The organism is Paenibacillus provencensis (assembly GCF_042678545.1).
Lineage (GTDB): Bacteria > Bacillota > Bacilli > Paenibacillales > Paenibacillaceae > Paenibacillus > Paenibacillus provencensis.
Genome location: NZ_JBHTKX010000001.1, coordinates 2,597,343 through 2,623,757 on the forward strand (window position 1 = coordinate 2,597,343; position 26,415 = coordinate 2,623,757).

Sequence of the window (26,415 nt, forward strand, 5' to 3'; positions counted from 1 at the left end):
TGTATACGATGAAAAAATCATTTGGAGAACATATCTTTGACAGCATCAACTATATCTTGCTCATTCTGATTATGGTACTGTGCGCTTATCCGATGCTCTATATCTTCAATTCTTCTATTAGTGATCCAGAACAGCTGCTGGCCAGCCGCTCACTTATGCTGATTCCTGAAGGTCTATCTTTTGAAGCCTACTCAAAGGTATTTCAGAATCCAAAGATCTACAGCGGTTACTTAAATACATTGTTCTATGTGATTGTCGGTACTGCCCTTAACCTGGTGATGACAACTCTCGCAGCTTATGCACTGTCGAGGCCTGACTTATACGGACGCAGCTTTTTCATGAAGCTCATTACATTCACCATGTTCTTCAGCGGCGGTATGATTCCTACCTTCCTGCTCGTTCAAAATTTAGGTCTGCTGGATACAAGATGGGCGATGATCCTTCCCGCAGCCATTAATACGTTCAACTTTATCATCATGCGTACGAATTTTATGAATATCCCGCTTGGACTTATTGAATCCGCCAAAATTGACGGGGCCAATGATTTCAAAATTCTGCTGCGGATTGTCGTTCCACTATCTAAACCGATACTTGCTGTAATGACACTGTACTATGCGGTAGACCACTGGAATGATTTTATGGGTCCGCTTCTCTATCTGAGATCACAGGAACTGTATCCGATTCAAATTGTGCTGAGGGATATTTTGCTCAGTAACAGTACGGAAGCGATGGGTTCTGCGAACGATACCGGATTTGCAATCGGCGAGAATATTAAATATGCCACAATTATTATTTCTACGCTTCCTATTCTGATGATCTATCCTTTCATCCAGAAATATTTTGTTCAAGGAGCACTCATCGGAGCCATTAAAGAATAAAGCTGGTGCATACATGTAGACTTATTGCCGCCCGCTTTAATCTATAGATAATCAAGGAGGGTTCATATGAAAAAGTTCTTGTCCTTAATGTTAACTGCAGTGATGACTACGGGACTGTTAGCCGGCTGCGGAGGGTCCGAGAGTGCAGATGGTCCAGCGCCAGAAGAAGGCGAGCAGGCGATTACGGAAATACCGCTTCCGATTGTAGATGAGCCGATGACTATTAACTATTGGCGTGCAAATGATGCCAAGATTGCTTCTGGCAACGGATTCTCGGATGTGAAGGCTTATCAGGAAAAAGAAAAAAGAACCGGCATCAAAGTCAACTTCACGCATCCTCCCCTCGGACAGCAGAAGGACCAGTTCAACCTGCTCGTTACAGGGAATGAGCTGCCTGATGTAATCTATTACAACTGGGCTGACGTATCGGGAGGACCTGAGAAGCTTCTCGCAGACGGCAGAATTATTAAACTGAATGAATACATTGATCTCTATGCTCCTAACTTGAAGAAGATTATTGAAGAAGATGAGGTTGTCCGTAAACAAATCTCACTGGATGATGGAACAATCTTCATGTTCCCCTATCTTCGCACGGATGCAGTGAAGCTGAATGCCACGACAGGTATTGTACTTCGTAAGGACTGGCTTGAGAAGCTGAATTTAAATACGCCTGCAACCATTGATGAATGGTATACGGTGCTCAAAGCTTTCCGGGAAGAAGATCCAAATGGTAACGGCAAGAAGGATGAGCTTCCCTTCACTGCGAACTGGGGTCCCGGTAATATGAGCAAATTGTATGATTTTGCACCTTCCTTCGGAGTCATAGGCGGATTTCAGCTCAATGGAGATACAGTAGAATACGGTCCAATTCAGCCAGGGTTCAAAGATTTCCTTGAGACCATGCAGAAATGGTATGCCGAAGGATTAATTGATCCTGAAATTATGACCAATGACGGTAAAGCATTTGACTATAAAATAACCAACCACCAGGCAGGCGCATATTACGGTGGGGTATTCAGCGGTATGGCCAAGTATCTCAACCTAATGGCTGATGATCCGGAATTTGATCTCGTTGGAGCTCCTTGGCCGAAGGATTCAGAAGGAATCTCTCGCAGCACCTTCCGTTTCGATACCAAAGTCCTCACGTATGGAGAAGCCATTACCACTTCAGCCGATGAAGACAAGATTAAAGCCATCGTTCAGTGGATGGATTACAATTATAGTCCTGAAGGCCACGATCTGTTTAACTTCGGTATTGAAGGTGAAAGCTACACTGTCGATGGAGACAGCATTAAATTTACTGACACGATCCTTAATAATCCGGATGGATTGACTTATGACCAAGCACTGGCCGGATACGCGTTGTCCATTATGGATGGACCGATGAACCAAGACACACGCTATTTGGATGGTCTGATGGCATTTGAGCAGCAGCAGGAAGCGAATAAGGTCTGGATGGAAGCCGATTATTCCCTGGCACTGCCAACTTTGCGCAAAACGGAGGAAGAGGCTCGAAAAGAGGCACAGATTATGGGACAGATAACCACTTATTTGGATGAAATGATGACCAAGTTCATCTTGGGCGACGAACCGCTTACGAACTTTGATCAGTATGTGGAAACGATTAAGGGCATGGGAATTGAGGAAGTAATCAAGATCAACCAGGATGCATATGAACGCTATCAAGCACGTTAAGAAGGAAATGACTTAATTAGAAAGAGCGAGTAGCGGGAAACCCCTGCACTCGCTCTTTTGTTGTTACCTTCTATTTATAAATAAGCTTCCTTCTTAATCATGTCAAAAAAATTCGTATATGCTCCGACCAGCTGACTTAAATGTTCTACAGATTTTCTGACGTCCATTACCTCCAAGCCATGGCCAGCATCTGGAATCTTAATAATTTCCAATTTATCGGCAGCGTGTGCTTCCAGCTTCCCTCTACTCTCCTCACTGAACAACGAATCTTTCGTTCCATAAATAACGAGTCCGGAAGAACGCAGAATGTAGTCCAGTGTACCGTCAAGCGGGGTAAGATATAGATGCGAAATGCGCCGAGCTTCAATATGCTGTGAGGCATAGCCAGCCAGAAGTGTTCCCAAGCTCTTACTTACAAATACCAGCTGATCGTAGCCTTCACTGTAGTCCTGTACTGTCTCTAATATTTCTTCCTCAAGAATAGATCGCTGTTCACGCTCCAGAGCAACACGCGCGCTTTGAAATCCGTATTCCATTAGCAATACGTCCAAACCTTGCTCAATCGCGCTCTGAGCAGCATAATGCAGAACGGGCAGTTCACAGGAGTAGTTCTGTCCAGGGAGAAATATAACAAGTGTGTCTGAGCCTTGTGTTGTTTGTCTGATTCGTACATCTGTACCCCAATATGATTCTTCATAAAAAGTATGATGTTCCACGAACTACACCTCGCTTTCCGCAATATTACAACCCATTATATCGTAATATGGAAAATAAAAGAATCCATTTTATGAACAAATCAGCTAATGGCTTTTTAAATACAAATGAAAAGCAAAGAGGCATCTGCTTCGTGAGCAGATACCTTCTATTACGTAGAGAGTTATTATTTATAATTTCAAATACTCTTTAATTCCGTCAGCAATGCTTTGAGCAACTCTATCCTGAAAATCCTGATCGAACAAGATGGCTTCCTCTGCTTTATTGGATAAGAAGCCGACCTCGAGAAGAGCTGCAGGCATATCCGTATTTCGCAGTACCGACAAATTGGCTGATTTCACTTTTCGATCCTTTAGCCCTGTTGCTTTGACCATATGCTTATGAATAATATCGGCGAGTGCTTTATCTTCACTTTTCTTATAATAAGTCTCGGTGCCGCTTGCTGATGGGGCTCCAGCTACGGAATTCGCATGAACGGAAATGAAAATATCTGCATTCGCATTATTTGCAATCTTTGCACGCTCCACAAGCTCCGGGTACGTATCACCGTCTCTAGTCATAATCACTTCGATATTGGAATTATTTTGGAGCAGAGCTTCAATTTTTAAGGTGAGTGACAAGGTAAAATCTTTTTCGAGTTTCCCCGTTACTCCAACAGCTCCTCCATCATGAGCTCCATGTCCCGCATCCAGAACGACGATTTTCTTGCCAGAGCCAGAGCCTGTACCTGTTCCCGCATCTGGTGTTTCAGGCAATGGTGCCTCCGGTATTTCAGGATCAAGATCATTTGTGTCGTGATTCAAATCTACGATCAGAAGGCTTGTCCCCTCTTGTGTCACCTTGTATCCGGTAACCTCGTTCATATCAATGACGATTCGAACGGTTGAAGGATCTGTGCTGAATAGAGCATATCGAATCTGTGATACCAGCGGATAATCTGTGACTTGCAGTGAACCCGAGGCTTGTACATTAAGGTCATTACCAAAGTTTGCAGCGAATTCCGTATTCGGAAGATCGACGACAATGCGATCCGGTCCACTCATGGTAAATACACGCGGGGTGACGCTGCTGCTAGTTGCTACGAGCAGCCTGTTCTCGCTAAAACTAATACCGGATATCTGAGCAAGCCCCTGATCAATCTGATCAATCGTCCCTTCTTCGCCTTGTCCCGCATTGCCCGATCCTGTTGGAGGCTGACTCTCTCCCCCTGATCCGCTTAGCTGCTTCAAGCTTGCTGTCTTCGTTTTGTTATCCCAGCTTACCTGTAGGCCAAACTGTTCACCAACGAAGCGCAGCGGTACAAGTGTTGTCTTACTCTTGATGACAGGTGCATTATCAAGAACAACCGACTGGTTGTCCACTAGTGCGTTATTGTCATTAATGACCATCTTGATGACGGTGCCATTTTGCTGTATTGTGACCGTTCCTGTCTTCTGCTCCCAACCGACAGTGTATCCCATTTCTTCAGCGACCATACGGATTGGAATCATTACTGATTTATTGATGATCTCAACCTTGGAACTGTCTGAACCGCCGAGCTTATTGTCATTCAGATATATACTCGCTTGTCCATCCTCCGCATGACTCATACCAGGAAGCACCCACAACCCTACAAAAAACAACATAAACAGCAAAATCCTCTTCAAACTCTAACACATCCTTTTGGTCGTCTTGTAAAATCACCAGCATCCTGCATCCTTTTACATCATCTACTATTAAAAACGCGATTTAGCATGAATTGTTGCATGATCCGTTCTTTATTTTTCGAAGTTTAGGAAGACGAAGTAAATACTACATTTATCGGTTAATTACCGGCATTTGTGAAGAAACGGTAGATTCCGTATCCGATCGATCCGCCTATGACGTTCAAGAACAGATCATCAATGTCCCCCGTTCCACTCTAAACAGCATTTGGGCGGTCTCCAGCAAGATACACTGCGACATTGCCGATTAAATTAATAACTCATTAAATATGAAATTGATTCGTTTCTATCAGATTACTGGCTGAAACATTCGTTAAATATTTAGATATGGTGTGAAAAGGAACCGTATTATAGCGGTAATCAAGCTGGACCGAGCAATTAAAGCCTGCAAACATGAAGTATAGGAGCAGCAAACTGTATGTTATAAGAAGAATGCGTATCATTGTTGTCCGTTGCATCTCTGTGCTACACCTCTAGCAGTATTAGATTGGAGTATGATCTGGAACACAATCTGACAACTTTCCCGAAACGACTGAATTTTCCTGCCTATGATCTATCATAGACGAATTACAATATTTTGCCAATTGGTTCAGACTATTTTTTTATGCATTTTCGAGAAAATTAGACATGAAACAAATACATGTATCATTTGTCGTCATCAGCTCCATATTAAGACACGATTGCAAAAGAGATATGCCACGAGAGGAGGAAGCTTCTTAGATGAGCAGCTGCAAAGAAAGTGCAAACGATCAAGCCAAGAGTGGGCAAAGCTTAAAATGGTGGCAGCTGTCTCTGCTTGGAGTGGCTTGTACAATTGGTACAGGGTATTTTCTCGGTTCTGCTCTAGCCATTGAAATAGGTGGTCCTTCCGTTCTCCTGACTTTTCTGCTGGCCGCTGCAGGTACATATTGTGTATTTGATGTTCTCGCACAAATGACAGCCAAGTCACCAGAACAGGGCTCTTTCCGATCTTATGCCAAAAAGGCTTATGGGCGCTGGGCTGGATTCAGCAGTGGGTGGGTTTATTGGTGCTCCGAGCTGCTTATTATGGGAAGTCAGCTGACAGCACTTTCACTGTTCTCTCGTTTCTGGTTTCCCCAAATTCCTGTGTGGGTGTTTGCCACTGGATTTGCAATATTGGGACTCATTGTCGTTATCATCGGAAACAAGCTGTTTGATCCACTGGAAAGTGTAGCAGCAGTTATTAAGATCGCAGCAATTCTCATGTTCATCGTACTCGGATCAGCAGCGTTATTCGGGTGGCTCTCGGGAGGCATCCAACCCCAAATGCCGTTATCTCCCGGCTTATTATTCCCTAATGGATTGACGGGAGCATGGGCAGCACTTCTATTTTCTTTTTATGCTTTTGGGGGAATTGAGGTCATGGGGCTCATGGCACTCAGATTAAAGGAGCCCAAGGAAGCGCCAAAAGCCGGCAGAACGATGATACTTCTGCTGGCGGTCATATACGTTATCTCGTTGTTTCTGGTCGTTTCCATCGCGCCTTGGCGTGGATTTGGTACGAAGGAAAGTCCTTTTATCCAGGCTTTGGACACCTATAATCTCCCTTTTATACCGCATATTATGAATGGTGTCCTTATCGTTGCTGGGTTCTCTACGATGGTTGCATCCTTGTATGCGGTAACGACAATGCTAATCACACTTGCACAAGATAAAGACGCCCCTCCTCTTTTTGCCAAAAAGGTGAAGAAGCGTTTTCCGGTTTTTTCTTTTGGAATGACTGCAGCAGCACTGTGTGCATCCATCATTCTGGCACTACTGCTCCCAGGGACCCTGTACGAATATGTCACTACGGCTGCTGGCCTGATGCTTCTATTCAACTGGACTTTTATCCTAATCACCGCAGGCAAACTCCTGAAGCTGACCACTTTTGGACAGATCAAAAGATACGGGGGCATCCTTCTCATCCTGCTAGCGATAACAGGAACACTGTTCCATAGCACGAGTCGGCCAGGTTTCTGGATCAGCTTCTTGTTCATCGCCTGTATTGGAGTGATAACCTGGTTTATGCACAGCAAGATCTGGAGTAAAAAAGGAAAAAAAGATCAAAAGCACAAGACGGATAAACATCTCATTGAACAGCTAAAGAAAGATCGTCATCGCTTCCATTCTCGTGTCAGAAAAGCGAAACCTTGATCTACTAATCGCGAACGACTCTATGCTTCAGATAGAACATCAATGCTGCCCGGTCGATATCTGAAAATTGAAGTGGATTCTGTTCCATCATGGAGGCTATAGTCTTCACGTTTACCCAGGCCGGGTTCAGCGATTCATCTCCTGCTTCGAGGAGCTTTCCTTCTGCTTTGCATATAAAATACATCCCTATCGAGTCAATGGGGCCCTTCGTTGTTTGATGTGCACAGAAGGGCTCAACGACCTCGACTTCAAAGTTTGGATTAATGCCAGTTGTATCGACTCTCTTGGAAGCGCCCTCAATGCGAGTCACCTTAAGCCCTGTCTCCTCTTCCACTTCTCTGATTAACGCTTGATGAATCGGTTCATACAGCTCAATTCTGCCTCCAGGGAGTTCAAGACATTCCTGCCCGGTTTTGTTCCGGCTCTGGATAACAAGCTCGGTCCCTTGCTTGCTGTCCCGCTCAACAAAGGCTCTTGCGTTAACGTAGAACATAATCATCCTCCTTCTCGAGATATACTCTAATCATCCAGCTTCCACAACTTAGAATCTTTATTTTGTATAAATACAGCGTTCTTCTGCTTGATTGCTCGCTCGTACAAGCCCATCTCAAAGTCCCAGGCTGAACGTGACAGCTCGATATAACGTATTGCTGTGTTATTCTGGACAAAGACAAGTAACGTGATGGAGTCCAGATGTCGAATAGAGTCAGGTACTTCATCCATATTTCGAACGTCGATAGACGAAGGATCAAGATAAGGACCGAATATGTACAGCTCTTCCCATGCAAATGGGGTCAGTTCAGCAAATTTGATGCGCTCTCCTGCTTGAGCTTCTGTAAGCCTGCTCACCATTTCAGCGTCGTCGTATGGGCGTGGACGATCAATCCAATCCCATAGGAGCATAAATAAGGCTACCAATAATAATAACATATATATCCACTTTTTCATGTAATGGTTCACCCCTTATATGTAAATTTTTTAGTAAAAAGCGAAGTAACCCCTTTTGTCCTATTGTGATATGAAATATGAAATGGGTTACTCATAAGACTTTCTTAAAGTGAAATAAATAGCATTAATGGTTTTCACGGGACAGAAAAAAAGACGGATCCTTATATGGATCCATCTTCTGCTCACTTCAACATATATAGATTAGATTACAGCAAGCCTGCATGCTCCAGGCCTTTGCGAATTCCATGCTCGTCCACCGAGCTTGTCACATGGCTGGCATAGGATTTAACCTCATCATTTGCATTCCCCATGGCAATCCCCAGTCCAACATAAGACAGCATTTCTACATCATTCAAGCCATCACCAAAAGCAACAACCTCATCCTTGGATAGTCCGATATGCTTAAGAACTGCCTCAATTCCCTTAGCCTTTGAACCGCCCGCTGGAATGACATCCATTGCATATTTGTGCCATCTGACAAAATGAAGATCGTCATAACCTGCTTCCTTTGCCGTGTAATGATGCTCTTCATGCTCCTGACAGTACAGGAGTGCTTGGTAGATTGGAGCTTCCTTCCAGTAACCTGTCTTATACCCCGGTACTTCAACTTGAAGCGTTTGGAAGGAAGCGGCTATGAACTCGTGGAGCTCCATATTGGAGAATCCTGCCTCTGCTCCCTGCATGACAATGGGATGATTGTAAGACAGGGCGCTGTTCTCCAGCTTCTCAAGTGTATTCGTATGAATTGGATGCGAATAAATCATCTCGCCTTTATAGACAACATAAGAACCGTTAAGACTAATGAAAGAATCAATACCCAGCTGGGACATGTATTTCGTAAAATAATAGGGTGCTCTTCCAGTAGCAATAAAGACGTCCGTCCCATTGGCCTTCAATTCGTTGATCGCTTCGATCGTATCTTGAGGGATCACCTTCTCATCATTGACTAGTGTTCCATCGATATCAAAGAATACGGCTTTATATGTCATGTTGTAAAATCCTCCAGTCGCTGTACTAAGTACAATTTCGCTTGTTTATTGCAGGCGCATGGCGCACTTATTTTCTACCGTAATCTGCCTTGATTTCTCCCCATACTTTGGTTTCCCATTTTAGTATTTTATTGTTGTAAGTATGGTTTGCAAGCCATTTCTCTGCCCGATCAATCATATCCCAAACCTGCTGGGTTGAAGCATCCCGCTTCAATGTCGTAGCCGCCTTCTTCTGTCTAACCCACTTCATTGCATTAACTGAATCACTGTAAATGGTCTTGCCGCTGCCCTGCTGCTGCAAATAGGCCAGAGCATGTACAATGGCAAGGAACTCTCCAATGTTATTCGTTCCATTCGGAATGGGACCCACACTAAACAAGACATCTCCCGTTCGGGTATCCACACCCTTATACTCCATCGGTCCAGGATTGCCTCTTGTTCCTACGTCCACAGAAATACTATTGTAGTCTACTTCAGAGACAGATGCTGAAGCTGATGCTCCCTTGCTGCTGCCACTGCCTTGAGATTTGCCCGCGCTGTTTCCCCATATGCCTTTCCATCCACTTGCATAAGCTTTTTCAGCCTCTGCTTTGGATTCAAAAGCTTTATATTTTGCCCCAGTTACTCCGTTCACCTGCTGCTGGCACGCTGGCCAGCTAGTGTAGACTCCCGGTGTTTTTCCTTCCCATACTACATAATACTTTTGCTTTGCCATATTTCCCTCCATATGAATCCCTAACGCGTTAATATCTACAATACCTTCTCACAGCCTAAGATGCAAAAAAACAAAAGAACGCCTAAGTTCAGGGTTCATAGAACTCAGGTGTCCTTAATGTATTACATTTTACGTAATCTCAACATTTGGTTCGCCCCGCGCTGAAATTCGTAATTTACATTTACCAATTCGCTTGTCCAGCCCTCTCTTCTCACATATGAATGGATGTCTTCTAGAAACGGGTACCTCCTACCATCCAACTGAACAATGGGATACACCCGAATTTCTTCTCCGGCAACTCTCATCATCTCCTGCAGGGTATCGAGATGAAATTGCATAGATAAACGCTCACCGTACATGAACAAAAAATGTGCGGATAAGATCAGATCAAACTGCTTATCTTGAAATGGCAGCTGCGGAAGTTCCGTCTCGATATAATTCTCTGGATTGGCTTTCATATCTATTATACTGGTTTCAAGAGCTTGAGTACGATGGTCCAGGAGTTCCTTCATTTCGGAGAAGTACGTCCATTCATATTGATCCTTAGCCTTAGACATTTGCTCCATCGCATGCTTAATGTCCTCTTTGCCTTTCTCATACAGTGTATCCCATGGATAAACATAGGCAATATCCGCGGATTTCACATGACCCCCATGCTTATTAGCAACAGCCGTAAAGGAGCAAGCTCCACCAGGACAATCCAAAATGCTCTTTGTTACGATGTCTTCTTTAGAAAGGTGAAACATATACTCATACTCTTCATAGGAACGCCCAATAAAAACGATGCGATCCAAGTCCATTCTACTGCCACTTTGCATACTTCGCTCAGCTCACTCTCTTCTCATTTTGAAGTAACTCCTCAGCTCTCCTCTTTCTATGAATAATATGGATGAGTTCATATTATGTGTTCTAACTTATTACCATATATCCTCCTCTATCAGGAAATAATATTTATTCCACACCTCGTTATATAATCAAACAACCCTTTCTATACACAGAAAGGGCTAGGGGCGTGACTTGAAAGAGAGCAGATGGTGATCAACTCACGATATGCTTGATGCCTTTGGCGGTATCAATGTCCTTCAACTCAGAAATGACAAATACAGGTACAACCATATGCCGCTCTAATTCATCTAGCGGAATCCATTTATACACGTAATCTTTATTTGTTCCTTCAAACTCGGAAGTCTTCTTAAAGATCGGATGCTGAAAGGGAAGCTCAAGAAGGAAAAACATTCCTGACTCATGTATCTGTGTTGTCGGTGAAATTGGCAAATCAATCACATTCTCGATCAGCCATACCTGCTGTTCGCTGATTACAGGCACACCAAGCCACTCATAAATCATCTTTCCAATAGTGTACTCCGGAGAATCCTCAGCCTCTACACTGCCTCCAGGCAAAAACCAATAAGGCTGGTTTCGTTCTCTTTGCAGCAATACTTTGCCTTCGTGAATGATTATTCCTCCTGTTGTTGTGTGATATTGAATTGATTCATGTTCATAGGATATCATCATCACTATTCCTCCTTAGATACAAAGCGACTGAATGAAGATCGGTAGTCTATTCGTCCCACAATATACATAGCTTCTCTCAAATCCGTCCTATCCATGCCTAGTTATAAAGACATTCGTAAATATAATAACAAGCCTGGTAAGGGAATAGTTTGATTTTTTCGTAATTTATTTTTATTTTTTTCTAAGACAGAATCAAATGTATAATGCCTGATTTTCTTTATAGAAAATAAAAAGAAGCAGTGCACCATTGCATCTGCTCCTTTATTTAAATTCCATTCATTCCGGCTGTCTCGGGATAATGCGAAATATCCGCATAAAGCACAACTTTAGGCTTGTTCTCTTCATTAAATACAATCTTGCACAAGGAAGCGGGATGGATATAAGGCAAATCCCATAAGGTTTCAAGTGAGCGCTGTTCTAACCACGTCATCAGCAGTTTAACCACTACCGTATGAGTTACGATAAGAACCGTCTTTCCCTGGTTTACTTTGAGGATATGTTTCAGTTCCTGCTGCGCCCTGTCCATCGTTTCGATGTAAGTTTCTCCACCGTCTGCAGCGAACAATTCAGGTTCCTCCCAAAATTGCTGGTACTTCATCGGTTCCTCCAATTTCAGCTCGTCTCCGGTCCGGCCCTCCCACAGACCCAGGTTCATTTCCCTTAAGTTATCCGTTAGAGTCACAGGTATCTCGCGGCTGCCACGGATTACCTCTGCAGTATGAACTGCTCTGCCGCTTGAGCTTGAATAGATCACATCAATAGGCTCCTCAGCAAGCGCTTCACCGAGCCAGCGCGCTTGACGAGTTCCCAGCTCTGTTAGCGGTGAGTCTTGATGCCCCTGCATTTTGCCCAGTACGTTCCATTCCGTCTGTCCGTGCCTTACGATGTAAATCGTCGTCAAATCTGTCAATTGTGTTCCTCCCATTAAAAGCTTTTGTCTTCCAGTTCCTTCAGTCTGCGCTCGACGACCACAAACAGGAGCAGATTGAACATCAGCATAAGTCCGACCAGAATGCCAAAGCCCTCCATTCCACTGACAAACCTCGATACGAACAAACCGATAATAATATAGAAGATACCTATTCCAATCATCCAGGCTGCACTATAACGATTGGCTTCCTTCCACATGCGTTCACTCTTCATGGAACGATTCGTCCGATAACCATAAATGTGGTTCACTCGTTTTGGGGGTTTAATTCTCATGAATAGTCCTAGAATGATAAAAACAACCCCAACAAAGCTGAACACCACAAGATTCTCCATATCCATAGGCACCCTCCCTTTCACAGCTTAAGTTAGAGGAGCTCTTTGCTGTCTTTCCCGTCCGCTCAGCTGATAACAACCAAGGCGTTACATTCAATTTAGCATGATGTTTCTATTACCAGAACCTTTGGTATTCATTACGAGCGCTTGTTATATCGATATTGGGTCGGTGTATACTAATCAAATCCAATGTTTCGTAGATGAGTTCCGTCAGCATCTCGATTGAATCCTCCATAGGCTGTTCCCAAACCTGAATCATCCTGTGTTCCAGATCTGATGGTTTAATGCACATCTGTTCATATACTTGCAACACACTTTTCCACTTCCCCGGATGATACATTCGATTTAAACCGCATAAAATGGACAGCAACTTCTCTTGGTTTCGAAGCTTACCTTCTATTACGTATAAATGATCATTTCGTTCCGTAAAGGATGCTCTAAGCACTGGCTCAGGGAAGAAATTGAGGTTCGATTCAATTAGAGCAATAGCAAGTCTCTCAGGATATTGACTAAGTCTATCTTTCCAGCCCTTGATCAAGCCTGCAGGATCATATAATGTTCTAGCTTTAAGAATACCTGTCACAACCGTATGGGTATTCAAGCTAATATCATAATCTTCTAGCACTGAATTCAGCTTACGACAGGCAAACCTCTCTGAGAAATATACGACCTCACATTTGATCTGATGTAACCAATAATTGACGGCTAGAACTTCCTCTGTTTCAGCTATGATCTTGCCCTGAGTAATTTGAAGATCTTGTTCCACATATTTCACTAACTGGTCAGAGATTGAGCCTTCTACATAGGCAATAATATCAATATCTGAAGAGGGATAGACAATCCCCGAAGCAACTGAGCCTGTAATAGCAATCGCTTTAACATCAGGCACATGATTCTTGATGCTCTCTGACTTCTCTTGTGCCATGGCAAACAAATAACTGTGCAAGTCCGATTGAACCATCCTTCAGGCCTCCTGTTCAGCTCTATTCTACATCCGTGTCAGATGAACGAAGGAGAACATCGTTACGACTAGTCCAGCCCATACGAGACCAGAAAGCCTTCCCCATCTCATTCGTATCAAGAACCATGATATGCGCACGCTGTATGCCTGCCTCCCGCAGTGTGGCTAGAGCATGGCAAACTAATTTTTTGGCGATGGACTGTCCCCGAAATTCAGGCTCCACTGCTAAATGATACAAATATCCTCTTCTTCCGTCATGACCTGAGAGCAGTGTTCCTATTACGATTCCATTGTTCACCGCTACCTGGCTGAACCCTTGATTCCGCTCCAGATACAGCTGTATGGACTCTCTGGAATCTGCACTGCTGAGCCCCATCCCTTCTGTCCTATTCCAGAGAGCGATGCTGTCCTCATAGTCTTCTATTCTCATCTCACGAAATTCAACCATGTTAGGCTTCCTCCACTGTTATGCTATCTAGGTCGACCATCTCTCTAAGGGCATGCGGAAAAAGCGGTTCACATAAGTTTAATATGGCTTTGGCATACAACTGTATTTCTTTCTGAGCATCATGCATAAGACGCTGGTTCAGGAAATGACACACGGACTGAAGAGATGCCGTCCAATACCAGCGGATATACATGCCGTAAGAAGGCAGGAACAATCTGGCCTGCTCGGCACATGCCCCTCTCTTAAGAGCCTCCTCATACTTTTGTACACCAAGCTCTATGTATTCCACTAACTCCTGAGTCAGCTTCGTTCCCTCTTCTATGGATAGTGGATCCCCGCTGCCTTGCTTTGAATTCTCCGGAGTACTTCTCCATTCATGATGATGTGGAATGTAGAATTCCGGCTCTTCCGTTATGTATCTGCGGCTGGATTCATTCCAGGCCTCCATACAATCCCCTGTTCCCTCCATATGACCAGACCCGATGACATACTTCCACCACTGTCTGGCCACCATGAGCGGGGCATAAACCTCAAACTGAAGCATCACGTGCCGAAATGGAGAGGTATGTCCCTCTCTTGCCAGAAACTGAATAAGACGGACATCTCGATCCGATAATGACGTGGACTCCTTCGCATAGGATACTCTAGCCGCGTTGACAATGGTCAGGTCAGAGCCCATATGATTCACCAGCCTGACATAGCCTTTGTCGAGCACTTGTTCAAATGACATGGATATTCCTTCTTTCTCTAATGTGCTCTCACTATTTTACTGGATTTTCCAGTGTGGTTCCAGCTAACTTTTGAATAGAAAACACCTCTTTTGCTTGTACAAAAGAGGTGTAACATCCGAGCATATAAGCCTTTGCATTTATTACATACCTTATGTTTCCTGAGCTTCTCCAATTTTCATATCATTCCCAGATGGCAGGCTGTCAAAGTAGTTTCTCGTTGTATGAACCATCCAAGCTTAGGCCTCTCAGTATTAAATTTGCAGTTATCGGAGGAAGGCCAATCTGGCGAGACCATACCGACAATTGCCCTACATGATGAATTTCATGAACTGCCACATGGCGAATGACTTCGGCATATGAGAATGAATAGAACATCTTACGATCCATCTCATCAGACCACTGTCTTATGATCGTTTCAACCTGAGGACGGCAGCGCTGTGATAACGCTTTTATCTCCTCTAACGAAGAATAATCCTCGTAAGTATAATGAAACTCCGGAACCCCTTGGAGTCCATTTATCCACGCTTGTTCAATATCTACGATATGAAATAGGGTTCTTAAAATGCTGCCCAAGCCTCCTTCACGCTCCCTAACCAGCTCCTCTTCAGGGACTTGGCTGCACCAGTCGAACCACTCTTCACGTACCTGCCAATTATATTCAAACAGCATTTTCAAAATCAATCAACTCCATCTATTGAAATGCTAAGCAGTTACAATATCGCGTTGTCTATATGGGTAATCCATTTGCTTTCTAATCTGTTGAACTTGTTCATCTGGAACAAATAGACCGAGCACATACAGGCCGAGATCAATCGAAGCGGCTACACCTCCGCCGGTAATAACATGCCCATCCCGTACCAGCCGGCATTTAACGACTTCCTTGCAATGAGGAGCAAGCAGATCATAGTGAAATGGATGCGTTGTCACTCTCTTATCCGTCAGAAACCCAGCGGCGCCGAGCAGCAGAGAGCCAGTACATGCGGACACCTTGAATTTCGTATCAGCCGCTCCTTTAAACCAGCTCATAAACTCATCATCGGATTGAAGGGTTCGTGTTCCTGATCCTCCGGGGACAAATACCATATCATAATCCTTTAAATCGGGCTTTACTTTCGTGACCTTCACCGTCATCCCATGCTCGTCACTAACTTCCTCCTGAATCCCGCATATGTCCCATGTGGTGTTATTTGTTTCTGTACAAGATTTCAATCTGGCAATTACATCATAAAAACCGATAAAATCCAAAAAAGTCATGCCGTTGAATACTACCATAGCTATCTTCACATCGAACACCTCTCTCGAAAAATGATCTTGAAAAGGCACTACACCCTTATTATAGGTTAATTTGTATTATTTGCATCAATTTCATAACTCAAAAGGTGATTTTGAAACCTCATCAATGTACATTCACCAATGATGAGGAGCAAGAATCACCAAGGCCAAGAACGATCGGACCCCAGCATTCGTTGACGCAGCACCCCACAAGCCGGCTCCCACAAAATAAAAAGGTCCGACCTCTGCTTCTACCAAGAATTGCAGTGTCGGACCTATTTACCCTCCCCACTACCTAGGATAGGTGGGAGCTTCCTTCTTCGCCGGCTCATATGCGGAGGAAACGAAATGCTCAGAGGGAGAAGCGGCAGCGTTCGTATTTGGACGGGAATGATTACAACTTAAAATTCAATCCTATCAGTCCAGACCAAGAACGATCGTACTTGAGCATTCGTTGACGAAGCACCCAAGAGCCGGCCCTTGACGCTTCCTTTGGTCTGTTTTTACCTCTCCCACTTAGGCTCAAAAGGATAAGGACAGGTCGCCTCCAGCACCTTGGCCTTCAGCGGAATGAGACAGCCACAATATCGGCAGGTCGTCCCATATATGAATCCATCACAGCTTCTGCATGCGGCAAGGCGCTCTCTGTATAGCTCACGGCTGGCTTCCTCCTTGCCTGTATTGCTCTCTGTATAAGCTTCCTCCAGCTGCTCCAGCTCAGATTCACTGACATGGACGCTTGCGGTACAGCCCTTGCAGAGCTCTGTTTCAGATCTTGTCGTCATCTTGGAAGCCACCCTTTCTTAAGAGACGATTTTGATCACCGCAACGGAAGCCGCTGGAAGTGAGAACCGTACAGCGTTCTGTTCTACAGTGATTCCTTCCAATGCTTTTGGCGCCACTTGCTCTGGGTTGCCAAAGGAGTTGTGAGCATCAAGCTCGCTAGCCGTAAGCACTTGACCACTAATCTCGGCTCCGCTTAAGCCTACCAAATCCAAATCTACGGTAAGGGAATCCTGATGGCTGAGATTACAAGCAGAGACATGAATATGTCCGTTCGCATCCACCGAAGAAGAGATGCTCAGCTGCGGTATCTCATCTGTTCCATTGGAATAGGAAGGGCTCACATAATGCGTTTGCAGCAGATGTGCATCCTGATGCACCTTAAACATGTTAAACACATGATACGTCGGTGTAAGAACCATATTTGCACCTTCTGTCAGGATCATTGCCTGAAGCACGTTAACGATCTGAGCGATGTTCGACATTTGGACACGATCTGAATGCTCATGGAACAGGTTAAGATTAATACCTGCAACGAGCGCATCGCGCAGTGTGTTTTGCTGATACAGGAAGCCCGGGTTCGTCCCCGGTTCAACCTCAAACCATGTGCCCCACTCATCAATGATGAGACCTACCTTTTTCTCAGGATCATATTTATCCATGATGGCAGAGTGCTTAACAATTAATTCTTCCATATATAATGTAGCTTTTAATGTCGTAAACCAATCCTCCGCAGTAAAGCCGGTCGCACTACCCTTCTTCTCCCAGATGCCTGTGCCTGTTGTGTAATAATGAAGGCTCAGCCCATTCATAAATTTACCCGCTTCACGCATGAGCACTTCTGTCCAATGATAATCGGCTGTATTCGGCCCGCAAGCAATTTTGTAGACAGACTCGGAAGTGTAGTTGCGTACGTACGTTGCATAACGACGATACAGATCCGCGTAATATTCAGGTCTCATATTACCGCCGCAGCCCCAGCTTTCATTACCGACACCAAAATATTTAACATTCCAAGGCTCTTCTCTTCCGTTCTGTGCCCGCAGACTCGCCATTGGGGATTGGCCGCCGTTGTTCATGTATTCGACCCATTGCTGCATTTCATAGACGGTCCCGCTGCCCACATTACCACAAATATAAGGTTCGGCTCCGATCAGCTCGCACAAACGCATGAACTCATGTGTACCAATGTGATTATTCTCTTCTACACCACCCCAATGCGTATTCAGCATCCGAGGACGATTCTCATAAGGACCGATTCCGTCCTGCCAGTGATATTCGTCTGCAAAGCAGCCGCCCGGCCAGCGAAGTACAGGTACCTGCAATTCCTTAAGTGCTCCAATCACATCATTACGAATCCCATCCGTATTAGGTATCGGTGAATCGTGACCGACCCAGATTCCCTCATATACACAGCGTCCCAGATGCTCTGAGAATTGACCATAGATATTTTTGTTAATCTGACTTTTTCGAACATCCGAATGTACAACAACTTTAACCATGATATTACCTCCAATTGAATTAACAAAATAATAAATCCATTAAAGTAATTCATCCAACTATGTATCCATAATAAACCTAATATAACCACTGTGTAAACGCTTATTTATATATTTGTAGAAATTATATTTTTGTTAATCCAATGTGGCATATCCCTGTCTCAAATCTGAATCCAAACTATATGACCTGGCTATATAAAAAACAGTAATGAGTCAATTGACATTAAACGATATATCGTATAAGTTAACAGCATATCGTTGTAGTAGAAAAAAAATAACTATTAAACCATATTGAAAGGTGAACTTTATGTCCAGACTGCTTCCATTTTTGAAGCCTTATCTTGCGGCCAGCATCCTCGCTCCGCTGCTTATGCTGCTAGAAGTGTGCATGGATCTTCTCCAGCCGCGACTTATGGCGAGCATCGTAGATGAAGGCATCATGAAAAATGATCTTGCCCATATCAGAGATACGGGACTGCTGATGATTGGTGTAGCACTCATCGGGCTGATCGGCGGCGCGGGGTGCAGCATATTTTCCAGTATCGCTTCCCAAAGCTTTGGCAAGGATCTACGGATTAAACTGTTTGAGCGCATTCAATCCTTCTCGTTTCTTAATCTCGATGTGTTGAAGACAGGCTCACTCATTACACGTCTAACGAATGACGTTGTTCAGCTGCAAACTTTTGTGCAGATGATCCTTCGAACCTTTGTCCGGACGCCTTTGCTGCTGATTGGCAGCCTTGTAATGGCAATACTGCTCAGCCCAAGCTTGACCACCATCTTGTTCGTATCCGTACCTGCACTCTTCCTTATCCTTTTTATATTAATGAAGCGTTCATTTCCGCTCTTTACCAAAATGCAGTCCAAACTGGACAGCGTCAATACAGTGCTTCAAGAGAATCTATCCGGCATTCGCGTGATTAAGGCTTTCGTTCGGAAAGGTCATGAGCAGCAAAGATTTGGTACAGCAAACGAGGAATATACCGACGCTGCAATTCGCGCCAATCGACTAATGGCTCTGAACATGCCGCTGATGACGCTGATTCTTAACTTCAGTATTGTCGCCGTGTTATGGTTTGGGGGCTTGCAGCACTGGGGTGGGGGGCTTGAGATCGGTAAGCTGATCGCGTTTATCAACTACGTGACCCAGCTGCTCATGTCCATGCTGATGCTGAGCAACATGCTGGCTTTTGTATCGCGTGCCAAGGTATCGGCTGATCGCGTAAATGAAGTGCTGGAGACCAAATCCGAAATCGCTAATCCTTCCTCTCCTGTTTATCCGGATGGTGATAAGCGCGGCCGTGTTGAATTTAAAAATGTATCTTTTGCGTACAGCTCTAATGGCGGTGACCTTACATTAAGAGATATCAGCTTCACTGTTCAGCCAGGGGAGACTTTGGCCATCCTCGGTGCTACAGGGTCAGGCAAGTCCTCGCTCGTTAGTCTGATTCCGCGATTATATGAAGCAAGCAGTGGAGAAATTGTTGTGAACGGTGTGAATGTCCAGCATCTCGATCTTAACTACCTCAGACAGGAAGTGGCCATGGTCATGCAGCAGGCTCTTCTGTTCAGCGGTACCATTCGAGATAATATCCGCTATGGGAACCCGGATGCAACCGATGAAGAGATCCTTCGTGCAGCAGCGGCCGCTGAAGCTGACCCATTTATCCGACAGCTGGAGCATGGATATGATACGCTGCTTGGACAAAGAGGCATCAATTTGTCCGGCGGACAGAAGCAGCGGATATCTATAGCCAGAGCACTACTCACGAAACCATCCATATTAATTCTGGATGACAGCACCAGCGCGGTCGATTTGAAGACAGAATCTCGAATTCAGCAGGCTCTGGAGATGGAAATGAAAGATATGACAAGGCTGATTATCGCTCAGCGGATTTCGTCAGTCATGCGGGCGGATCAGATTATTGTGCTGGAGCAAGGATCAATCGCTGCCATGGGCACCCATGACGAGCTGATGCTGACGAGCCAGGTCTATCAGGATATTTATCGCTCTCAGCGTAAGGAGGAATCATCTTATGTCTGATAAGCAGGAGACGAACAAACCCGCTTTTGCAATGCCCGGGCCACGAAGTCCTGGTGGAGGACAGCCCGCCGGTTCAATTAAAGTAAGACCCAGGAATACAGCGGCGACCATCAAGCGAATATGGAATTATCTGAACAAGCAGCGGTCTGCCTTACTTATCGTTTACCTGTTCACCATACTAAGCGCAGTGATCGCTTTGGCTGGACCTTATCTAATCGGGGTAGCAATCGATGATTATATTGTTCCTGGAGATTACACAGGACTGATTCGTTTATGCTTAATCATGCTTGCAATATATCTGTTAGGCAGTATCGTTACCTGGATTCAATCTTATGTAATGACCAGTGTCTCACAAAAAACGGTACTCCATCTCAGAAGCGATTTATTCGCCAAATATCAGGACCTCCCGGTTCAATTTTTTGACACACGGAACAATGGTGAGCTGATGAGCCGGGCGACGAATGATATTGAGAACGTATCAAATACACTCAACCAAAGTGTTACCCAGCTGCTGAATAGTCTTGTTACCCTTGTCGGATCCTTCCTGATCATGCTCAGCCTGAATGTGCCGCTTACACTGGTCGCACTGATCAGCATTCCGCTCGTCCTGATCTCGACCCGTCAGATTGTCAAGCTCACACGTATTTATTTTAAAGGACAACAGCAGCAGCTCGGCCAATTGAATGGCATGATTGAAGAAACAATCAGCGGCCAAAAGGTCGTCAAGCTGTACCGGCGGGAGGAGCAGGAAATCGTAAGATTCAAGGACATTAGCGAACAGCTTAACAAGGTCGGAATCAAGGCTCAGATCGTATCGGGTATGATGGGCCCCTTCATGAACGTCATCAACAACTTAAGCTTTGCGCTTATTGCTGCTGTAGGCGGATGGATGGTGTTTCAGAATGAGATGGTATCTGTCGGGATTGTCGTCAGCTTCCTGAACTACTCCAAGCAATTTGGCCGTCCTATCTCGGAGCTTGCTAATCAGTACAATCTGATACAATCTGCTGTAGCCGGTGCTGAGCGAGTATTTGAGATTATGGATATGAAGTCGGAGTATGAGGACGATAAGGAAGATCACAATAGCGGCAAGACGATTATGAATATCAAAGGTTCTGTTCAGTTTGATCAGGTCTGCTTTCATTATAAGCCGGAGAAGCCGATTCTAACGGATATTAGCTTTGAAGCCCATCCCGGTGAGAAGATCGCCCTGGTTGGTCCGACCGGAGCAGGCAAGACGACCATCGTCAATTTGCTGACCCGCTTTTACGATACAGCGAGCGGGGATATCTTAGTGGATGGCGAATCCATTCGTACACTGGATAAGAAGAGCCTCCGCAAGCAGCTCGGTATGGTGCTGCAGGATGCGCATGTTTTTTCTGGAACCATTAGAGACAACATCGCCTTTGGAAGATTGGATGCAACAGATGAAGAGATTAAACAGGCTGCTGAAATGGCCAATGCCGATCGATTTATTCGTAGATTACCGGACGGCTACGATACGAAGCTCAGTGCAGAAGGCGGCAATCTGAGCCACGGTCAGCGCCAGCTGCTGACGATTGCAAGGGCAATACTTGCAGATCCAGCCATTCTCATATTGGATGAGGCCACCAGTAGTGTAGATACCAGAACTGAGATGTATATTCAAGAAGCGATGAAGACCTTGATGCAAGGCAGAACCAGCTTTGTTATTGCCCATCGGCTCAGTACTATTCAAGATGCGGACCGCATTCTGTATATGGAGCAGGGGTGCCTTGTTGAGCAAGGGACGCATGAGGAGCTGCTTGCCATCGGACCGGAAGGCCGATATTACAAGCTGTTTACCAGTCAATTTCATCAAGCAATCTGAGCGGAACTTGCATAGTCCGAAAAAGAATAAATTCGAATTTGCAAAATCCTGCGAAAATAAAAAGCACACGCTCTGCAGAACTTTCCTGCAGAAACGTGTGCTTTTTATTGATCCGGTCTATTTTATTGCGAATACACTTATATCGTTACAGCCACACCGGAGTGATCAGAGACAATCGGGCTGAGTTTGCCATCCAGTACGACCTTGGAGGACTTAACAGCAAGCTTACGGTTACTGAATACATAATCAATCCGCAGCTTCTGCTTATTATTCTCCCAGCCGGCGATGGCTTTCACAACGGTATAACCCTCATCCTTCTCTTCTGCCATCTCGTAACAGTCGTACCATCCGCTCTGTGTAACATAGTCGTAGCCTTCACCTTCAAGATGGGCTGCATTATTAAAATCACCCATAATGAAGGCCGGCTGACCCTTCACCTTCTCTAGTACAGCCAGTGAGTTATCCCATTGTCCTCTGAAGGATTCCTCATCATGCCACCAGCCATAATGACCATTCACAAACCAGGTTTCTTCTCCTGAGATGACCGTTTTGATCCCTAATATTTTGCGGGTACGGTAATTGTCATAGTCCCTCATTTCGGAAACATAGGCTTCAAAGGCATCGAGGATCGGAGTTTTCGATAAGAAAGCAAGTCCTTCATCATACTTCTCAAATCCCACATGGATCGGGATATAAGTCCAGTAATAATCCATACCGATTTGAGCGCGCAATACATGAGCATAATTATCCGCCTTCACTACCGCTTGATCATCTGTAACGTAGAAGTGTTTCAGATCGTCATCGGACAATGGTACCTCACGCTGTGACTGATTCACTTCCTGCAGCGCAATGATATCAAAATCCTGTGTGCGAATGAACTCGGCCAGCTGATCAATCTTGGTCAGCTGATCCTCCTCCATCCAGGCATGCGTGTTCAATGTTAGAATCTTCAAATTGTAATCACCCTAGTCTGTCTTGAATGTCGGACTTCAGAACGTCGGCTTTTGGACCATAGATGGCTTGAATTCCGTTATCTTTCTTGATCAGTCCAAGAGCTCCGAGCTTCTTCCATTCCTCTTCATTACCCACCGCATTCACATCATTCACAGTAATCCGCAAGCGAGTCATGCAGGCATCCACATCGACAATATTGGATGGGCCGCCGAGCGTGGCAATGATTTGGGCAGGGAGATCATCTCCAGCGGTTGCAGCAGCAGGAATGTTCTCTCCCGCAGCTTCTGCAGTAGACGCTGTCTTATCGGACTCTTCATCCGTATAATTCCCAAGACGTCCTGGTGTAGCCATCTTAAATTTCCCAATCATGAAGTAAGCGATAAAGTAGGAGCCTGCAAAGAATACAACGGTAGTAATGACAAAGTTAATAATATCGGCAACAAGGCCTGCATTGATTGACAGCGGAATTCTAGTCAGCAGCTCGATCATACCGAACGAATGAAGTCTCAGATCAATAATATCAGCCATACCGAAGGCAAGGCCAGTAATGACCGCATATACACCGTAAAGTACAGGAGCAGCAAACATAAACATAAACTCAAGCGGCTCAGTAACTCCTGTCAGGAATACCGCAAGACCAGCTGACAAGAACATGGATTTGTATTTAGAACGCTTGTCCTTATCCACTCTGCGATACATCGCAAGTGCAATACCCATCAGAATACCAGCGCCTGCAATCATTTGCCCTACTTTGAAACGTGCTGGAGTTACGGAGTCCATAAGCTGCTGATACGCCATTGGATCCGCACCATGCAGATTGGCAAGGTCACTTGCCCAAGCAAGCCAGAGCGGATCTTGTCCAGCAACCGTGCCGCCAGCATTACCGCCAGTCAGTACTGTATAAATACCGCCAAGCTCTGTGTAGTTAATTGGAATGGTCAGCATGTGGTGAAGCCCGAATGGCAGCAGCACACGCTCCAGCGTTCCGTACAGAAATGGTGCAATGAATGGAGCAGATTCACCTGAAGTCGCAAGCCATTTACCGAAGCTGTTAATTCCCGTTTGGATAAACGGCCAGAAAGCGGACATGATTACCGCAACAATAACAGACCACAGAATAACAACGAACGGAACGAATCGCTTACCGTTGAAAAATGCCAGAGCTTCTGGAAGCTTACGATAGTTGTAGTATTTATTGAATACAACGGCTCCAAGGAAACCAGAAATAATACCGACGAACACACCCATATTCAGTGCAGGAGCACCAAGTACGGAGGTGAAGTAACCATCTACGGTGATCATTTGCCCAAACAGCGTCGTTGTGGTTGCACCTTCCTGGTTAAGCATATCATTTGATACACCCAGAATGGTACCTGTTGTAATATTAATCAGAATGAAGGCGATGAGTGCTGCAAATGCCCCTCCTGCTCTTTCTTTAGCCCACGATCCACCAATCGCGACGGCAAACAAGATATGAAGGTTGTTAATAATACCCCAACCCAGGTTTTCCATGACACTACCTACGGTGACAAGGAAGGCAATATTCTCTGCAAACATCGCGATCACTTTACCAAGAGAGATCATGATTCCTGCAGCCGGCATAACGGCAACGACGACTAGCAAGGCTTTACCGAATTTTTGCCAAAACTCAAAAGACAGAAGTTTTTTCATATGCGTTACCTCTTGTGTTTTTTATTGTGCAGCTTGGTCTGAATGCCCTGTTGATATCGCATTCAGAAATCCCTTACAAAATCCTATGTTTATAAAGCCGGTGACACTGAGATTGATAAAAAAGCGATTTCATCTTCCTTAAAAATGTGCCATGGCTTAAGAAAAGGAGTTATTGCAAGATCGTGCAACTTTAGTGCAATCGGTTGCAGTGCTATTATAAAATTATTCGCTTTCATTTTGCAACCCATTTTTTAAAGTTCCTAATTTTTTTATTTGTCCTGCATTGTTTTATATGTCTATGTGTGTGTATGATAAATACATCAGAATAACGCAAATTAAAGGAGATTCAGCGATGGCAGTAACAATTAAAGATATTGCTAAACGAGCCAATGTTGCTACTTCCACCGTATCCCGTGTCATTCAGGACAGCCCCAAGATTAGTGAAGCCACCAAGGCACGGGTTCGCAAAGAGATGAAAGCGCTTGGATATGAACCCAATTATTCGGCGCAAAGTTTGGCTAACCGGATGACTCAGTCCCTTGGCATTATTATGCCTGAAGCGGATGTAACTATATTCCAGAATCCGTTTTTTCTGGAGAGCATTCGGGGCATCAGTGAACTATCCAATGAAAAAAACTTTACAATGGCCATTGTGACCGGCAGAGACGATACAGAGCTCTTGTCTCGTGTAAGAATGATGACGAGGGCCAACCGTGTGGACGGTTTTATCGTCCTGTACTCCAAGCCCGAAGACCCGGTTGTTGATTTTTTTCACAATGAAAAAATCCCCTATACCGTTATTGGTAAGCCTCAGCAATATGTTAGTGAAACAACCCATGTAGACAATGACAATTTCCAGGCAGGGAAAGATGTTGTTACATACCTCTATGAGCTCGGTCATCGCCGAATTGCTTATGTTGGAGCAGATACAGCAAGAACGGTGCACAAGGAACGGGTACGTGGATATCAAGCTGCACTTGCCGAACTGAATCTGGAGTGGGATTCCCGTTACTTGCTCGGGACATCGTACACCAATGAAGATATTGCCGCCCTGTTCCAATTGGACACGCCCCCTACGGCCATGATCGTCGGTGACGACATTATTGCGCTGCCTTTGCAAAGAGCGCTGCAGCAAATCGGGATTCGACTTCCGGAACAATGCTCGCTGATCAGCTACAACAACTTAACACTTGCTGATATGATGAACCCGCCACTTACATCTGTCGATATCGATATTTTCAAGCTGGGTTACCAGGCTGCCAAGAGCCTGATTGAGAAAATTCAGGATCCGAAAGAAATGACCAAGCACATTATTGTGCCCCACCGAATCGTGGAACGTGCCTCATGTACGAGGATAAATGAAGATCCATCATAGTCTGAAGATACCTGAGCAAGCTGTTTGCATTCATGAATGCAGACAGCTTTTTTTCATGCAGGCTGTTTTTTTATTGACAGGGCAACCGGTTGCACTATATACTGTAATCGCAATCAAATGATAACACTTACATTTTGGTTTTAAGCTCACCGACTCTGAAGTAAAATGCAGACTTATGACATATGCTGACAGAGAAGAGTTCAATGTTCATAACCACTACTTAAGATTCGCCCACTTCACTGCTAAAAACC

At 44.8% G+C, this 26,415-nt stretch carries 25 protein-coding genes; 6 read left to right on the forward strand and 19 right to left on the reverse strand.

Going from position 1 to position 26,415, the window contains the following annotated elements; all coding sequences use genetic code 11:
* The first annotated feature begins 8 nt into the window (after positions 1–8).
* On the forward strand, positions 9–878 hold the full coding sequence (locus ACFQ3J_RS12475) for a carbohydrate ABC transporter permease (protein WP_091154271.1): 870 nt from the start codon (positions 9–11) through the stop codon (positions 876–878).
* A gap of 66 nt (positions 879–944) precedes the next feature.
* On the forward strand, positions 945–2,573 hold the full coding sequence (locus tag ACFQ3J_RS12480) for an extracellular solute-binding protein (RefSeq protein WP_251581909.1): 1,629 nt from the start codon (positions 945–947) through the stop codon (positions 2,571–2,573).
* A 74-nt stretch (positions 2,574–2,647) separates the two neighbouring features.
* Here ACFQ3J_RS12480 and ACFQ3J_RS12485 read toward each other — a convergent pair whose 3' ends face one another.
* On the reverse strand, positions 2,648–3,289 hold the full coding sequence (locus ACFQ3J_RS12485) for a hypothetical protein (protein WP_091154267.1): 642 nt from the start codon (positions 3,287–3,289) through the stop codon (positions 2,648–2,650).
* Between the two features lie 168 nt (positions 3,290–3,457).
* Positions 3,458–4,912, reverse strand: a complete 1,455-nt coding sequence (locus tag ACFQ3J_RS12490) for an N-acetylmuramoyl-L-alanine amidase family protein (protein ID WP_251581910.1) — start codon at positions 4,910–4,912, stop codon at positions 3,458–3,460.
* 798 nt (positions 4,913–5,710) lie between these two features.
* On the opposite strand from ACFQ3J_RS12490, the gene ACFQ3J_RS12495 reads away from it, so the two are divergent.
* Positions 5,711–7,147, forward strand: coding sequence for an amino acid permease (locus ACFQ3J_RS12495; RefSeq protein ID WP_251581911.1), 1,437 nt, complete (start codon positions 5,711–5,713; stop codon positions 7,145–7,147).
* A 4-nt stretch (positions 7,148–7,151) separates the two neighbouring features.
* Here ACFQ3J_RS12495 and ACFQ3J_RS12500 read toward each other — a convergent pair whose 3' ends face one another.
* From ACFQ3J_RS12500 to ACFQ3J_RS12570, 15 genes are all read right to left on the reverse strand, one after another.
* A complete protein-coding gene (locus tag ACFQ3J_RS12500) occupies positions 7,152–7,640 on the reverse strand; it encodes an NUDIX hydrolase (protein WP_091154259.1) in 489 nt (162 codons plus the stop codon).
* Positions 7,641–7,666: 26 nt separating this feature from the next.
* Complete coding sequence (locus tag ACFQ3J_RS12505) at positions 7,667–8,095, reverse strand: hypothetical protein (RefSeq protein WP_091154257.1); 429 nt, start codon at positions 8,093–8,095, stop codon at positions 7,667–7,669.
* A gap of 206 nt (positions 8,096–8,301) precedes the next feature.
* Positions 8,302–9,084, reverse strand: a complete 783-nt coding sequence (locus tag ACFQ3J_RS12510) for a Cof-type HAD-IIB family hydrolase (RefSeq protein ID WP_091154255.1) — start codon at positions 9,082–9,084, stop codon at positions 8,302–8,304.
* A gap of 67 nt (positions 9,085–9,151) precedes the next feature.
* Positions 9,152–9,799 (reverse strand): ribonuclease H, encoded by a 648-nt coding sequence (gene rnhA, locus ACFQ3J_RS12515; RefSeq protein ID WP_251581912.1) that lies wholly within the window; start codon positions 9,797–9,799, stop codon positions 9,152–9,154.
* A 122-nt stretch (positions 9,800–9,921) separates the two neighbouring features.
* Positions 9,922–10,599 carry a methyltransferase domain-containing protein gene (locus ACFQ3J_RS12520; RefSeq protein ID WP_244533123.1) on the reverse strand — a complete coding sequence of 226 codons (678 nt, stop codon included), beginning with the start codon at positions 10,597–10,599 and terminating at the stop codon, positions 9,922–9,924.
* Positions 10,600–10,837: 238 nt separating this feature from the next.
* Positions 10,838–11,314, reverse strand: coding sequence for an NUDIX domain-containing protein (locus ACFQ3J_RS12525; protein ID WP_251581913.1), 477 nt, complete (start codon positions 11,312–11,314; stop codon positions 10,838–10,840).
* 265 nt (positions 11,315–11,579) lie between these two features.
* Complete coding sequence (locus ACFQ3J_RS12530; RefSeq protein WP_251581914.1) at positions 11,580–12,224, reverse strand: histidine phosphatase family protein; 645 nt, start codon at positions 12,222–12,224, stop codon at positions 11,580–11,582.
* 14 nt (positions 12,225–12,238) lie between these two features.
* Positions 12,239–12,583 (reverse strand): SdpI family protein, encoded by a 345-nt coding sequence (locus ACFQ3J_RS12535; protein WP_251581915.1) that lies wholly within the window; start codon positions 12,581–12,583, stop codon positions 12,239–12,241.
* Positions 12,584–12,692: 109 nt separating this feature from the next.
* The gene (locus ACFQ3J_RS12540; RefSeq protein WP_251581917.1) at positions 12,693–13,538 is read right to left on the reverse strand and encodes a nucleotidyltransferase domain-containing protein; all 846 of its coding nucleotides are present in this window, start codon (positions 13,536–13,538) and stop codon (positions 12,693–12,695) included.
* A 22-nt stretch (positions 13,539–13,560) separates the two neighbouring features.
* Positions 13,561–13,986, reverse strand: a complete 426-nt coding sequence (locus ACFQ3J_RS12545; RefSeq protein WP_251581919.1) for a GNAT family N-acetyltransferase — start codon at positions 13,984–13,986, stop codon at positions 13,561–13,563.
* Between the two features lies 1 nt (position 13,987).
* Positions 13,988–14,716 carry an FAD-dependent thymidylate synthase gene (gene thyX, locus ACFQ3J_RS12550; RefSeq protein WP_251581921.1) on the reverse strand — a complete coding sequence of 243 codons (729 nt, stop codon included), beginning with the start codon at positions 14,714–14,716 and terminating at the stop codon, positions 13,988–13,990.
* 202 nt (positions 14,717–14,918) lie between these two features.
* The gene (locus tag ACFQ3J_RS12555) at positions 14,919–15,392 is read right to left on the reverse strand and encodes a DinB family protein (protein ID WP_091154231.1); all 474 of its coding nucleotides are present in this window, start codon (positions 15,390–15,392) and stop codon (positions 14,919–14,921) included.
* Between the two features lie 27 nt (positions 15,393–15,419).
* Positions 15,420–16,001, reverse strand: a complete 582-nt coding sequence (locus ACFQ3J_RS12560; protein ID WP_251581924.1) for a DJ-1/PfpI family protein — start codon at positions 15,999–16,001, stop codon at positions 15,420–15,422.
* A gap of 491 nt (positions 16,002–16,492) precedes the next feature.
* Complete coding sequence (locus tag ACFQ3J_RS12565) at positions 16,493–16,774, reverse strand: DUF6171 family protein (RefSeq protein WP_091154226.1); 282 nt, start codon at positions 16,772–16,774, stop codon at positions 16,493–16,495.
* A gap of 18 nt (positions 16,775–16,792) precedes the next feature.
* Positions 16,793–18,274, reverse strand: a complete 1,482-nt coding sequence (locus ACFQ3J_RS12570) for an alpha-N-arabinofuranosidase (RefSeq protein WP_251581926.1) — start codon at positions 18,272–18,274, stop codon at positions 16,793–16,795.
* Positions 18,275–18,578: 304 nt separating this feature from the next.
* Here ACFQ3J_RS12570 and ACFQ3J_RS12575 point away from each other — a divergent pair, with 304 nt between their 5' ends.
* Together ACFQ3J_RS12575 and ACFQ3J_RS12580 are read left to right on the forward strand one after the other, a co-directional pair.
* Complete coding sequence (locus ACFQ3J_RS12575) at positions 18,579–20,315, forward strand: ABC transporter ATP-binding protein (protein ID WP_251581928.1); 1,737 nt, start codon at positions 18,579–18,581, stop codon at positions 20,313–20,315.
* Positions 20,308–22,164, forward strand: coding sequence for an ABC transporter ATP-binding protein (locus ACFQ3J_RS12580; protein ID WP_379292920.1), 1,857 nt, complete (start codon positions 20,308–20,310; stop codon positions 22,162–22,164). Before ACFQ3J_RS12575 ends, ACFQ3J_RS12580 begins: the two co-directional genes overlap by 8 nt.
* A gap of 137 nt (positions 22,165–22,301) precedes the next feature.
* On the opposite strand, the gene ACFQ3J_RS12585 is transcribed toward ACFQ3J_RS12580, so the two are convergent.
* Together ACFQ3J_RS12585 and ACFQ3J_RS12590 are read right to left on the reverse strand one after the other, a co-directional pair.
* Entirely contained in the window at positions 22,302–23,117 is an 816-nt protein-coding gene (locus ACFQ3J_RS12585; protein WP_091154217.1) for an endonuclease/exonuclease/phosphatase family protein, read from the reverse strand.
* A 7-nt stretch (positions 23,118–23,124) separates the two neighbouring features.
* Complete coding sequence (locus ACFQ3J_RS12590) at positions 23,125–24,789, reverse strand: PTS transporter subunit IIBC (RefSeq protein ID WP_251581929.1); 1,665 nt, start codon at positions 24,787–24,789, stop codon at positions 23,125–23,127.
* 352 nt (positions 24,790–25,141) lie between these two features.
* Between ACFQ3J_RS12590 and ACFQ3J_RS12595 the strand changes: the two genes are divergently transcribed.
* Entirely contained in the window at positions 25,142–26,164 is a 1,023-nt protein-coding gene (locus ACFQ3J_RS12595) for a LacI family DNA-binding transcriptional regulator (RefSeq protein ID WP_091154213.1), read from the forward strand.
* The last annotated feature ends 251 nt before the right edge of the window (positions 26,165–26,415 follow it).